The 12,865-nt window shown below is 65.7% G+C and carries 10 protein-coding genes; 3 read left to right on the forward strand and 7 right to left on the reverse strand.

All coding sequences use genetic code 11. The annotated features are described in order from the left end of the window. Nucleotides 1-88: 88 nt before the first annotated feature. Nucleotides 89-1,588: a MocR-like pyridoxine biosynthesis transcription factor PdxR gene (gene pdxR, locus AC1DN9_RS00725; protein WP_478096325.1), complete on the forward strand. Its 1,500-nt coding sequence runs from the start codon at nucleotides 89-91 to the stop codon at nucleotides 1,586-1,588. 3 nt (nucleotides 1,589-1,591) lie between these two features. On the opposite strand, the gene AC1DN9_RS00730 is transcribed toward pdxR, so the two are convergent. The 7 genes from AC1DN9_RS00730 to AC1DN9_RS00760 all read right to left on the reverse strand — a co-directional run bounded on the left by AC1DN9_RS00730 (nucleotide 1,592) and on the right by AC1DN9_RS00760 (nucleotide 10,635). Beyond that, nucleotides 1,592-3,310, reverse strand: coding sequence for a cobaltochelatase CobT-related protein (locus tag AC1DN9_RS00730; protein ID WP_478096812.1), 1,719 nt, complete (start codon nucleotides 3,308-3,310; stop codon nucleotides 1,592-1,594). A gap of 4 nt (nucleotides 3,311-3,314) precedes the next feature. Beyond that, nucleotides 3,315-4,295, reverse strand: coding sequence for an AAA family ATPase (locus AC1DN9_RS00735; protein WP_478096327.1), 981 nt, complete (start codon nucleotides 4,293-4,295; stop codon nucleotides 3,315-3,317). A gap of 22 nt (nucleotides 4,296-4,317) precedes the next feature. Then, entirely contained in the window at nucleotides 4,318-5,325 is a 1,008-nt protein-coding gene (locus AC1DN9_RS00740) for a bifunctional enoyl-CoA hydratase/phosphate acetyltransferase (protein ID WP_478096329.1), read from the reverse strand. Between the two features lie 30 nt (nucleotides 5,326-5,355). After that, nucleotides 5,356-7,179: a sulfoacetaldehyde acetyltransferase gene (gene xsc, locus AC1DN9_RS00745; protein ID WP_478096331.1), complete on the reverse strand. Its 1,824-nt coding sequence runs from the start codon at nucleotides 7,177-7,179 to the stop codon at nucleotides 5,356-5,358. Nucleotides 7,180-7,347: 168 nt separating this feature from the next. Beyond that, a complete protein-coding gene (locus AC1DN9_RS00750) occupies nucleotides 7,348-8,787 on the reverse strand; it encodes an amino acid permease (protein ID WP_478096333.1) in 1,440 nt (479 codons plus the stop codon). 12 nt (nucleotides 8,788-8,799) lie between these two features. Further along, complete coding sequence (locus AC1DN9_RS00755; RefSeq protein ID WP_478096335.1) at nucleotides 8,800-10,218, reverse strand: NAD(P)/FAD-dependent oxidoreductase; 1,419 nt, start codon at nucleotides 10,216-10,218, stop codon at nucleotides 8,800-8,802. Between the two features lie 15 nt (nucleotides 10,219-10,233). Beyond that, the gene (locus tag AC1DN9_RS00760) at nucleotides 10,234-10,635 is read right to left on the reverse strand and encodes a nuclear transport factor 2 family protein (RefSeq protein WP_478096337.1); all 402 of its coding nucleotides are present in this window, start codon (nucleotides 10,633-10,635) and stop codon (nucleotides 10,234-10,236) included. A 289-nt stretch (nucleotides 10,636-10,924) separates the two neighbouring features. On the opposite strand from AC1DN9_RS00760, the gene AC1DN9_RS00765 reads away from it, so the two are divergent. Beyond that, nucleotides 10,925-12,007, forward strand: a complete 1,083-nt coding sequence (locus AC1DN9_RS00765) for a type IV toxin-antitoxin system AbiEi family antitoxin (protein WP_478096339.1) — start codon at nucleotides 10,925-10,927, stop codon at nucleotides 12,005-12,007. Further along, a complete protein-coding gene (locus AC1DN9_RS00770; protein WP_478096341.1) occupies nucleotides 11,995-12,864 on the forward strand; it encodes a hypothetical protein in 870 nt (289 codons plus the stop codon). The genes AC1DN9_RS00765 and AC1DN9_RS00770 overlap by 13 nt, the downstream gene beginning before the upstream one ends. Nucleotide 12,865 lies beyond the last annotated feature (1 nt).

The raw sequence follows: 12,865 nt of genomic DNA on the forward strand, positions 1-12,865 counted from the left end.
TCACCAGGGCTTGCGGCCAGTGGTGCCAGATGCGCCTAATCGCTGATACCAAGGCACCATGCACCCTTGAACGAAATGGGGCGAAGGAATGGCACAACACCTGAAAGACGTCATGTGGAAGCAGTTGCTGCAACGCTCGGCGCGCGAAAACATGAGCCTGCAGGGGCAGATCCGCGAGATGCTGGTGGCGTCGATCCTCGACGGGCAACTGCCCGCCGGCGTGCCGATTCCATCGAGCCGGGAGATGGCCGAGCAGCTTGGCGTTGCGCGCAACACGGTGGTGCTGGCCTACCAGCAACTGGCGGACGAGGGCTACCTGGTATCGCGCCAGCGCAGCGGCCATTTCGTGAACACCGACATGGTGGCCGCCCGGCTCGGCTTGCGTGCGCGGCCTGCGCAGGACGAGACCCAGGCGACGGACTGGGCCGGGCGCTTCCGGCTGCGTCCTTCGCGGCAGCGCAGCATCGTCAAGCCCTCGGATTGGCAGAAGTACCCGCATCCCTTTCTGTACGGCCAGTTCGACGCCGCGCTCTTCCCCACGGCCGACTGGCGCGAGTGCTGCATCAAGAGCCTGAGCGTGCTCGACATCCGCGACTGGGCGCCTGACCAGATCTCGCGCGACGACGAATCGCTGGTGCAGCAGATTCGCACCCGCGTGCTGCCCCGGCGCGGCGTGTGGGCGTCGGCCGACGAGATCGTCATCACGGTCGGCGCGCAGCACGCGCTCTACATGATTGCCGACCTGCTGGTGCGCGAAGGCACGCGCGTGGGCATGGAGGAACCCGGCTACCCCGATGCGCGCAACATCTTCGCGAGCCGCACGTCGGCGCTGAAGCCGCTGGCGGTTGATGCGGAAGGGCTGCCGGTGACGGAAGCGCTGCGCGACCTTGATTTCGTCTACGCCACGCCCAACCACCAGTGCCCCAGCACGGTGACGATGCCGCTCGCGCGCCGCGAGGCCTTGCTGAAGATGGCCGACGACGCCGACTTCATCATCATCGAGGACGACTACGAGAGCGAGAACCGCTTCGACGGCGAGCCGATTCCCGCGCTCAAGAGCCTGGACCGCAGCAACCGCGTCATTTATGTGGGCAGCCTGTCGAAGACGCTGGCACCCGGTCTGCGCATGGGCTACGTGGTCGGCCCGGCGGAACTGATCGCCGAACTGCGCGCACTGCGCCGGTTGATGTTGCGCCATCCTCCCGCCCTGATCCAGCGCGCGTTCGCCCTGTTTCTATCGCTGGGGCACTACGACGCGCTGCAGCGACGGCTCGCCACGGCGCAACGTGAGCGCTCCGACCTGCTGCGCGCGGCGCTCGCCCGGTACATGCCGCAATGCACGGTGATGCCGGCCTCGGGCGGCGGTTCCTGCTGGGTCTCCTTGCCGCAGCGCTTCGATGCCTCGGAACTGGCCGCGCAGTCGCGCGAGCGTGGCGTGCTGATCGAGCCGGGTGAGGTGTTCTTCATGGCCGACCCGCCGCCCCGGCAACACTTTCGGATGGGCTACTCGTCCATCGTTCCGGCGGCCATCGAACCGGGGGTCAAGCTGCTGGCCGAACTGGTGCGCGGCTTCGAGCACAGGCGCTGAAACTCAACGCGGCGCGATCATGGCGACGATTTCGCTGAACACTTCATTGCGCAGCGGGGCAGCCGTGTCGATCACCAGGCTACGGCGGTAGTAAGGGCTCAGGTCCAGACCCACGCCCACGCCGTAGATCTCCGTGTCGCCCTGCTTCTCATGCCGGGTGACCACTTCGACCAAATGGTGATCGAGGTAGTGCGCGTCGTTGACCAACTGGGTCGCGCTGTCCATCGGGCTGCCGTCGGAGATCACGATCAGGAGGCGCCGTCCCTCGCTGCGGCCTTGCCATCGCGCACACGCCCAGTCGACCGCCTCACCATCGATTCCTTCGCGGAAAAGGTCGGACTTCAGCAGCGCGGCGATGTCGGGCCGCGCACGGCGCCACGGCGTGTCGGCGTCCTTGAAGACCATGTGGCACGCCTCGTTGAGCCGGCCCGGATGCGGGGGTCGGCGCGCACGCTGCCAATCGCGCAGTGCGCGGCCGCCGTTCCACGCGCCGGTGGTGAAGCCGAGCACCTCGCTGGAGACGCCCGCTTGTTCGAGGGCGCGCGCGAACACGTCGACCAACATGGCCACCGTTTCGACGTGCTGCTTCATCGAGCCCGAGCAGTCGATGAGGAAGCTCACCACGCAATCGGTCGCCGGTTCCTGACGCTCGATGCGGAACAGGCGCCGCTCGGTCGGCGATGCGACGAGTTGCGACAACCGCCGGCCGTCGATGCTGCCTTCTTCCTGCGAGCCTTCCCATTCGTTGCGTGAGTCGACGGCAAGCACGGCCTTGATTTGGCGTACCAGCCGTGCAACGTTGAGTCCCTGGGCCGCGATGCGGCGATCGAGTCGCGCCCGGTATTCCTTCAAGAGCGCGGCGCGCACCAGCGTCGCTGCGCTCACTTCGACGTCGTAGGCGGTGGTGAAGACGCAGTAGCCGTCGTCGGCTTCCTCGAGCACGCGGCTGTGGCCGCTGCTCGCCGCCGTCACGCCATCGTCGGGTTCGCCTTCGAAGTCCATCCAGAGGCCGAAGAGTTTGCGCTCGTCCTTTTCGCCATCGAGGTCGGATGCTTCGTTGTCTTCGTCGGTGGCACGGGCTTCATGGATGGCCTGCGCGACCGCATGGGCGATGGCCAGCGCATGCTGCGCATAGGCGGCCTGATCGGCACGATGACGGCGAAGGCCCGCGAGCTCATGGCCCAGCACCGGCGCCAAGGCCATGCGCGTGGTCTCGATCACGCCTTCGGTGGCGTCGACCACGGGTTGTGCCGTCACGCGTGCACGACAGACCTGTGCCACCGTGTAGATCAGAATGCCCTTGGCCGTCTCTGTCAGGCCGCTCTGGTGAAAGGCCAGCGACCACTGCTCATGGCGGTGCCGCAGGTTGCGCACAAGGCCCGGCATGTCCGCGGGCGCCAGCGCCTCCACGCGAATCTGCTCCAGCAGTTCGAACACCATCCGCGCGACCGCGTCGACGGGACACAGGTGCTTGTGCAAGACGGCATCGGACAACGCGAGGCGCAGCGCCATGCCGTCCGCAGCGCCACGGAAGGATCCGAAGTCGTCGTGTTCGGGCGAGGGATGCAGGTGCGCCGCATGCACAGGCAACGCCTTGTTCCCACGAAACAGCCGACGTCCGCGAAAGTGCAATGCCGCGTCGCCGCTCACTGCCCGTATCGATGCCGCACAGAGTTCATCGACCTTCTGCTGGTGCCGAGCCGCCGCCCGCGTCCCGCTCACCGGATCATCCCGCCTGACTCGCAAGCTGGTGCGACTCGTCAAGCTCGCCATCGAAGCAGCGCTGGAAATACTCGGCCACGATGGCACGCTCTGCCTCATCGCACTTGTTGACGAAGGACAGCCGGAACGCCAGCGCCGGGTCGCGGAAGATCTCGATGTTTTCCGCCCACGTGATGACGGTGCGCGGCGACATCAGCGTCGAGAGGTCGCCCGCGGCAAATCCCTTGCGCGTGAGATCGGCCACGGCCACCATCGAATCGATGAGCTTGCGGCCGGTGGCGTCGGCAAACTTCGGCACGCGCGCTTGGACGATGGCGATCTCTTCGGCGCGCGGCAGGTAGTTCAGCGTCGCGACGATGTTCCAGCGATCGATCTGCGCGTGGTTGAGTCGTTGCGCGCCGTGATAGAGGCCACTCAGGTTGCCCAGCCCCACCGTGTTGGCCGTGGCAAAGAGCCGAAAGCCCGGATGCGGACTGATGACGCGGTTCTGGTCCATCAGCGTCAGCTTTCCGTCGCGCTCCAGGATACGCTGGATGACGAACATCACTTCGGGCCGGCCCGCGTCGTACTCGTCGAAGATGAGCGCCACCGGGCGCTGCAAGGCCCATGGCACGATGCCTTCCTGGAACTCGGTGACTTGCTGTCCGTCGCGCAGCACGACCGCGTCCTTGCCGACCAGGTCCAGCCGGCTCACATGACCGTCGAGGTTGACGCGCACGCACGGCCAGTTCAGGCGCGCCGCCACCTGCTCGATGTGGCTGGACTTGCCCGTGCCATGCAACCCCTGCACCATCACGCGCCGGTCGCGCGAAAAGCCGGCAAGCAGCGCCAGCGTGACGTCGGGGTTGAAGCGGTAGGCGCGGTCGATCTCGGGCACGTGATCTTCGCCCTCGGCAAAGGCCGGCACGCGCAGATCGGTGTCGATGCCGAACACCTCGCGCACGGAGATCATTCGGTCGGGTCGGGCGGCGCTCGGTTCGGTCATGGCGGGTTCCCCGGATGGATGGTCATGCGGCTTGCTCCATCGAGGCCAGCCGACTGGGCGCCGACTCACGGCTCGTCAACACCGCCAGCGCGCACGAGGCGACGCGGCTGGCCACGGAATCCGAGCGGCTGGTGAGAATGATGGGAACGCGCATGCCCAGCACCAGGCCCGCGCATTCGGCCCCGGCCAGGTAGACGAGTTCCTTGTAGATCATGTTGCCGGCCTCGAGGCTTGGCACCAGCAGCACGTCGGGCCGGCCGGCCACCTGCGACGCGATGCCCTTGTTGCGCGCCGACTCCAGCGAAATCGCGTTGTCGAACGCGAGGGGCCCGTCGACCAGGCCACCACGGATCTGGCCGCGATCGGCCATCTTGCAAAGCGCCGCCGCGTCGATGGTGCCCGGGATGGCGGGGTTCACGGTCTCGACGGCCGACAGGATCGCCACGCGCGGCACCTCGATGCCGAGCGCGACGGCGAGGTCGATGGCGTTCTGGGCGATGTCGCGCTTGTCCATCAGCGCGGGCGCGATGTTGACCACGCAGTCCGTCATGAGGAGCGGGCGCACAAGGCCGGGCACATCCATCACGAACACATGGCTTGCACGGCGGCCGGAGCGCAACCCCGCATCGCGGCTGACGGCCGCGCCGAGGAGTTCGTCGGTGTGCAGAGCGCCCTTCATGAGCGCCGCCGCACGGCCGTCGCGGCACAGGTGCGCGGCCTGAGTGGCGGCCGCGTTCGGATCGTCGGAGGTGTCCTGCAGCGCGTAGCCGGCGATCGAAACACCGGCCTTGGCGGCGGCGGCCTCGATGCGGGTGCGCGGGCCCACCAGCAAAGGTTCGATCAGCCCGGCCTGCGCGGCAGCATGCGCCGCTTCGATCGACGCCACGTCGCAGGGGTAGGCCACCGCCACCGCGATGGGGCCGCGTTCACGTGCCTGCGCGACGAGCGCCGCAAGATGCGGATGGGCAGGCGCGGTGGCCGATGTGGCCAATGGCTCGGCTGCGCTGTCCAGAAGGAAGGAATTGAACATCTTGGGCTTCGTTGGGGCGTGCCTGCGGCGTCAGACGTAGTCCTTGTACTTCTCGAGCAGGCGCGCCGGCTTGGCCAGGGCATCGCGACGGAATGGGTCGCCCAGTTCGCGCGTGCACATGATCTCGACGATGCAGGTCTTGCCTTCGTTCATCTGCATGTCGATGGCCTTCTTGAGCGCCGGGCCCACGTCTTCCAGCTTGTCGACGGTGATGCCCTCGGCGCCCATGGCCCGGGCAATTTCCGCGAAGCTCTGGTTCTCGAGCTCGCCCGCCACGAAGCGGCGGTTGTAGAAGTCGACCTGGTTCTTCTTCTCCGCGCCCCACTGGCGGTTGTGGAACACGACGGCCGTCACCGGGATGTTGTGGCGCACGCAGGTCATGGTTTCCATCAGGCTCATGCCCCAGGCGCCGTCACCGGCATAGGACACCGCTGGCCGATGCGGCGCGGCCACCTTGGCGCCGATGATGGTCGGGAAGGCGTATCCGCAGTTGCCGAAGCTCATGGCGGCGAAGAAGCTGCGCGGCTTTTCGAAACGCAGGTAGCTGTTGGCCACCGAGTTGATGTTGCCGATGTCGGTGGACACCATCACATCCTTGGGCATGGCCTTCTCCAGCTCGCGCAGCACCTGGCGCGGGTGCAGGTAGTTGCCGCCGAAGGGCGTCTTTTCCTTCTTCTGTTCCTCGATCATGTCGAGGCTGAAGGCGTCCTTCTCATGGGTCCACGCGTCGAGTTCCTTTTCCCACGCGGCCTTTTCGCTGGCGATCCTGTCGGCGCGTTGGGCCTTGGTGGCGTCGCAGGCCAGGGTCTTGTCCGCGAGCCGCTCGGTCAGCGCAATGGCCGCGGCCTTGGCGTCGCCGCAGATGCCCACGGAGATCTTCTTGACCAGCCCGAGCATCTTGTTGTCCGCGTCGATCTGGATGATTTTCGCGGTCTTGGGCCAGTAGTCCATGCCGTGCTGCGGTAGCGTGCCGAAGGGGCCCAGGCGCGATCCGAGCGCCACCACCACGTCAGCCTGCGCGATGAGCTTCATCGCAGCCTTGGAGCCCTGGTAGCCCAGCGGGCCGCACCACAGCGGATGGCTCGCGGGGAAGGAGTCGTTGTGCAGGTAGCTGTTGACCACCGGCGCGCCCAGGCGCTCGGCCAGGGCCTTGCACTCTTCGACGGCATCGGCCATCACCACGCCGCCACCGGAAATGATGACGGGGAACTTCGCGGTGGCCAGCAGCTCGGCCGCTTCATTCAAGGTCTTCTCGCCGCCGGGGCCGCGGTCCAGGCGCTGGGGCTTCGGGATCTCGGCGGTGATCTCGCCGTAGAAGTAGTCGCGCGGAATGTTGAGTTGCGTCGGGCCCATCTCGGACATGGCGCGGTCGAAGCAGCGACCGGTGTATTCGGCCATGCGCGCCGGGTGCGTCACGTGGCCCTGATACTTGGTGAACTCCTGGAACATCGGCAGCTGGTTGCATTCCTGGAAGCCGCCAAGGCCCATGCCCATGGTGCCGGTTTCGGGCGTGACGATCACGACCGGGCTGTGCGCCCAGTAGGCCGCCGCAATAGCTGTCACGCAATTGCTGATGCCGGGGCCGTTCTGGCCGATGACCATGCCGTGACGGCCGCTGACGCGGGCATAGCCGTCGGCCATGTGGCCGGCGCCCTGCTCGTGCACGACGGGAATCAGGCGGATGCCGGCTGGCGCGAAGATGTCCATCGCGTCCATGAAGGCCGAGCCCATGATGCCGAACATGTCGGTCACGCCGTTGGCGACCATCGTCTCGACGAAGGCCTCGGAGGGCGTCATTTTCTGGGGGCCGACAGCAACGTTGCGGATGTCGACACGGGGTGCTTGCTTGGTCATGTTGAAGTCTCCAATGGGTCTCGGGGTCGGTTGGGGAAAAGCGGCGCCTGACGCGCCAGGAAAGGGAAGCGCGGGTTGGTTCTTGGATGCTAGGGAGGCCTCCCCTGGCGCTGTGGAGCCAGGGCGCAACCTTCGATGGAGCCAAGGCCGGGGTCGGCCCCGGGCGTTTCAGCGCTCGAGCGCCGGGACGATCGGCACGGCCGCCGTGGGGCGGCGGCAGAACACGGCTCGCACGCCGAAGGCGACAAGGAGCACGCCCAGGCTGGCGACACCCAGCAGCAAGGGCTGGCGCTGCTCGGGAATGAAGGCCATCGCCACCACGATGCCGACCATGCCGACGATGGCGACCCAGGTCAGATAGGGGTAGCACCACATCCGCACACGCAGGCGCTCCGGGCTCTCGCGCTCCAGCCTGGCACGCAGGCGCAATTGCGAGACGGCAATCAGCAGGTAGACGAAGATGGCCACGGTGCCGTAGGAGTCGACCAGGAACTGGAAGACGCGGTCGGGCGACACATACGACATGACGACGGAGGCGTAGCCGAACACCGTGCCCACCAGGATGGCGCGCACCGGCACGCCGTTGCCGCTCAGCTTGGTCAAGGCCTTGGGCGCATCGCCGCGCTTGGTCAGTGCGAACAGCATGCGCGACGAGGCATAGAGGCCGCAGTTCAGCGCCGAGAGCACGGCCGTGAGCACGATGGCGTTCATCACCGTTGCTGCGCCGGGGATGCCCATGGCGGCCAGTGCGCTGACATACGGCGTCGCCATCGCAGGCGAGTTCCACGGCACGATGGCGACCACCAGCAGGATCGAGCCGACGTAGAAGACCAGCACGCGGGTGATCACCGAATGGGTGGCCTTGGCGACGGCCTTCTCGGGCTCAGCCGCTTCGGCGGCCGCGATCGTCACGATCTCCGCGCCGAAGTAGAAGCCGGTGGCGGCCACTGCGCCGGTGAGGATCGGCACGATGCCGTTGGGCGCAAAGCCGCCGTGCGCCGTGAAGTTGAAGAGGCCGGGCGACACGGTGCCTGTCACATGCGTGGGCCACATCCCCAGCACGAAGAGCGTACCCAGGAAGAGAAACACGATGATGGCCGCGACCTTGATCGAGGCGAACCAGAATTCGAACTCGCCGTAGGACTTCACAGAGGCCAGGTTGGTCATCGTGAGCAGGACGATCAGGCCCAGCCCCAGCATCCACTGCGGCACGTCTGGCAGCCAGAAGGAGAGCAGCTTGGCGCCGGCCACGGTCTCCACTGCCACCACGATCACCCAGAAATACCAGTACATCCACCCGGTGAGAAAGCCCGCCAGCGCGCCGCCCGACGGCCGGTCGGAAAAGGCGAGCCGCGCGTACTCGTAGAACGAGCCGACGGCCGGCATGGCGACCGCCATTTCGCCCAGCATCCGCATGACCAGCACGACGAGTCCGCCGGTGATCAGGAACGAGAGGATGGCGGCCGGGCCAGCCGACCGGATGACCACGGAACTGCCGACGAACAGGCCGGCTCCGATGACGCCACCCAGGGCGATCATCGTCATGTGTCTTTGCTTGAGGCTGCACTGCAGCCCCGAGGAAGACTTCGAATCCTTGTGCGCTTGCATGAATGTCTCCTGCTACAGCCGCTCGTCGCGGGCGTGGTACCAGTGGTAGAGCGCGCGCTGGCCAAGCCGGCGAAACGGTGCAAAGGCGCGCGACTCGACCAGGTTGAGCACATTGGGATAGGGCAGCGGCGAGTTGTAGATCGGCAACTCGAATACTTTGCTCTTTTTGCCTGCGATGCGCTCGGCCATTCGACGGCCGGCGTGGGCGGAAAAGCTCACGCCGTTTCCGCCGTAGCCCAGTGCGTAGAACACGCTTTCCTTCGGATCGGGCTGCATCACGCGCGGCATCATGTCGTGGCTCACATCCACCCAGCCCCACCAGGAGTAGTCGATGTCGATGCCCTTCAAGGCCGGGAACTTGCGATGCAAGCCGGACACGAGCATCTGCATGTGGCGGGGATCGGGCGCGTCCGCACCGGTGATGGCGCTGCGGCTGCCGATCTGCACACGGTTGTCGGGCAGCTTGCGGTAGTAGAAGCGCAGCGTGCGCGTGTCGGTGATGAAGGTCGTGGTGCGGAAGTTGGTCGCTTCCAGTTCCTCGGGCGTGAGCGGACGCGTCACCAGCGAGTTCGACAGGATCGGCATGATCTTCGAGTCCAGGCTCTTGTGCAGGCCGTTGCTCGTGTAGCCGCCCGTGGCCAGGCCGACGGCGCGGGAGCGCACGGTGCCGGCGGGCGTCTTCAGATAATGAACGCCGTTGCGCGTTTCCATGCCGATCACCGGGCTGGCCGGATGCACCTTGACGCCCAGGGCACGCGCCATGCGCAGGTAGCCGTGCGCGAGCTTGAGCGGATGCACACCGACGCCATCGGGTTCGAGCATGGCGCCGCAAGCCTCGGCTTCGTTGAAGTAGCTGGCGCGCAATTCCTCGGCGCTGAGCATGCGCGTGTCGTAGCCGAACACCTCGCGCATCACCTTGGCCTCGTTGCGCAGGAACTCCATCTTGTGTTCGCGGTGCGCCACGTAGAAGTGGCCGCCGGGCTGCGCGTCGCAGGGCACCTGGGCCACCAGGCTCTTGAAGGTCTCGAAGCCTTCGCGGATCTCCGCGTCGAGCGCGAGCGCCGTTGGCTTGCCCCAGCGCTCGATCCATTGCGAGCGGTACAACCGCCCGCTGGCGTTCTGGCCCTGGCCGCCGTTGCGGCTGGTGCAGCCCCAGATGCTCTGGTTGGCTTCCAGCACCGTTGCGCGAATACCGTGCTCGCGCGCCAGGAAGAGGGCAGTGGCGAGGCCGGTGAATCCCGAGCCGACGATGACCACGTCGGCGTCAGTGTCGCCCAGGATGGGGCCATCGTCCGGCGGCGGCGTGCCGGCCGTGCCGACCCAGTAGGTCGGCGCGTAGTTGCGTCCCCGGCCCGGGTTCGATGCCACCAGCGGGTCGTACTGCGGGTCGTAGGGGGTGAGAGGCGAGAGGTGCCGGGCGCTCATTTCCATGATGGACTCCAGCGATCACACGGCCGGTACGGCCGGGCGATCCTTGCGATAGGCGTTCTTCACGGCGATGCGGCCATCGCGGAAAGTGAAGACATCGACCATGCGCGCCTCGATGCGCGAGCCATCCGCCTTGGTACCGCGGAAGGTGGATTCCGACACGCCTCGGTCGCCGCAGACGAAATGGTCGCCGTCGAGCCAGGCGGCATCGGGGAAGTTCTTCCAGGCGAGTTCGAAGCCTTCCCGCACGGCCTGGCGGCCGATGAAACTGCGGCCGAGGAGTTCGGGGCCGCCGACGGCATGGAACTCGCAGGTGTCGGTCATGAAGGACATCAGTGCGTCGATGTCGTGTGCGTTCCAGGCGTCTGCGAACGCTCGCAGGAATCGCGCGTCGGGCGGGGTGGCGTGCAGGGTGGTCATGCGTGTGTCTCCGTGCGGGTTTCGGTTCATGCGTTGTGCGATGTACGCAGCGTATGAGCCGATGACGCATGGCCGTGGCACCAGATCACGGCAATTGTTGGAGCCAGGCTGGACCGCACTGGGTTGTCTGCACCTCAGCGGGCCTGTCCAGAACATCGATGAGGCGGCACTGCCCTCGGTCCCTAAAATCGATGTATTTCACCAGTTTGACATATTTCAGCAAATGCTGAAATATGCACCGTTGGTGAAATACTCTTGACGATTTCATCGAAAATGGTAATTTCAACGAATGTTGAAAGCCGCTGATTTGATGAAAGACTTGGAACGCCAGGCAGCGAGTGCTCTTCGCCTGCTCCTGGAGCAGGTGCCCGCGATCAAGCTTCTGGACATCGAGCACGAGGCGCTGTCCCCCGATCACGGGGTCGATATCGTGGCGCACCTCGAGGTGTATGGCAGGCGACAGGCGTTGGTCTGCGAAGTGAAGTCCAGTGGCCAGCCGCGCCACGTCCGGCTGGCGCTTCTGCAGCTACGGGAGTTCGTCGCGGATCAAGCTAAGGATGCCGCGCCCGTCTTCATCGCTCCCTACCTGTCGCCTGAAGCCCAGGCGCTGTGCCGCGAGCACGAGGTGGGCTACCTCGACCTGGAAGGCAACGCGAGGTTGGCCTTCGGCAGTGTTTTCATCGAGCGCCAGGTTGCGAGCAAGCCTGCGGCGGAGCGGCGTGAACTCAGGTCGCTTTTTAAGCCGAAGTCCGCCCAGGTGTTGCGCGTGATGCTTCGGGATCCGCAGCGAGCATGGCGCGTCACCGAACTTGCAGAGGCCGCCGAGGTCAGCCTGGGCCATGTAAGCAATGTGCGCGTTGGCTTGTTGGATCGCGAGTGGGCGCAAGTGTCCGGCGAGGGCCTGTACCTGTCCGAGCCCGACGCGCTTCTCGATGAATGGCGCGACGCCTACGAGCCGCCAGTTGGCCGGCATATGAGTTTCTACACGACGTTGCACGGCAGTTGGTTCGAGGAGGCTGCGCGGCGAGTGATGAGCGCGGAGCGTGAAACGGGACTTTTGGCAATGGCATCCTTCTCGGCGGCGCACTGGCTTGCGCCGTATGGCCGCACCGGTACGCAGTACTTCTATGCGGACGATGCTGGTCTTGACCAGCTACGGTCGGGCCTGAAGCTTTCTTCCGCCTCGAAAGGCGAGAACGTGACGGTGACCTTGCTCAAGGATCTCGGCGTATTCCGCGACACGGTGGAGCCAGCACCTGGCGTGATCTGCACCAGCCCTGTCCAGACGTACCTGGATCTCGCCGCGGCCGGGGAGCGGGGGCGAGAGGCGGCCGACTATCTACGACAAGAAAGGTTGAAATGGCAGAAATGACCCCAGGCGAGCCACAGTCCGCCGCCGACTACGACGACCGCACCACGGCGGCCGTCAAAACGGTGCTGATCGAAATCGGCCAGATCCTCGGAAGTTTCAAGGGCAAGTTCGCCATCGTCGGCGGTGCCGTACCGTGGCTGCTGCTTGGCAATGAGGACATGCCGCACGTCGGCACGCTCGATGTGGATCTCGGTCTGGATTCCGAGGCCTTGGGTGACGGCGAATACGCCACGCTGGTCGAGGCTCTGCAGAGGCACGGCTACCAGCAGCGTCATGACCTTCGGCGTTTTCAGCTCGTTCGCCAGATCGCGACCGAAGATGGCGGTGCTCCGATCGACATCGTTGTCGACTTCTTGATGCCTCGCAATGCCGAGATCGCCAAGAACGTGCCGCCGCTGATCAGCGACTTCGCGGTGCAAAGAGCGGACGGCGCTGATCTGGCCCTTCGCTTCTATCAACTGGTGGCGATCACCGGCTCGATGCCCGCCGGTGGTACGAACCGCGTCGAGATCGCGGTTAGTTCGATACCGGCCCTTCTGGCTATGAAGGGGCATGCGATCGAGGGGCGCTACAAGCAGAAAGACGCCTATGACATCTACTACTGCGTCCGGAACTACCCCGGAGGGCCGGAGGCGTTGGCCGAGGAATGCCGGCCTTTGCTCAATCATGACAGTGGCGCGGCAGGCTACGGATTCATTGCTGGCAAGTTCGACACCGTTGATGGTTTCGGACCGACCTGTGTGCGTCGCTTTGTCGAGGAAACGAAAGTGCTCGGTGAACGCAGCCCCGAGCAGTGGCAGCAGGATGCTTTCGGTCAGGTAGATGCCTGGTTGCGCGCACTTTGTTTGAGAGGATAGG

Source organism: Variovorax sp. 05L425, from assembly GCF_056397705.1.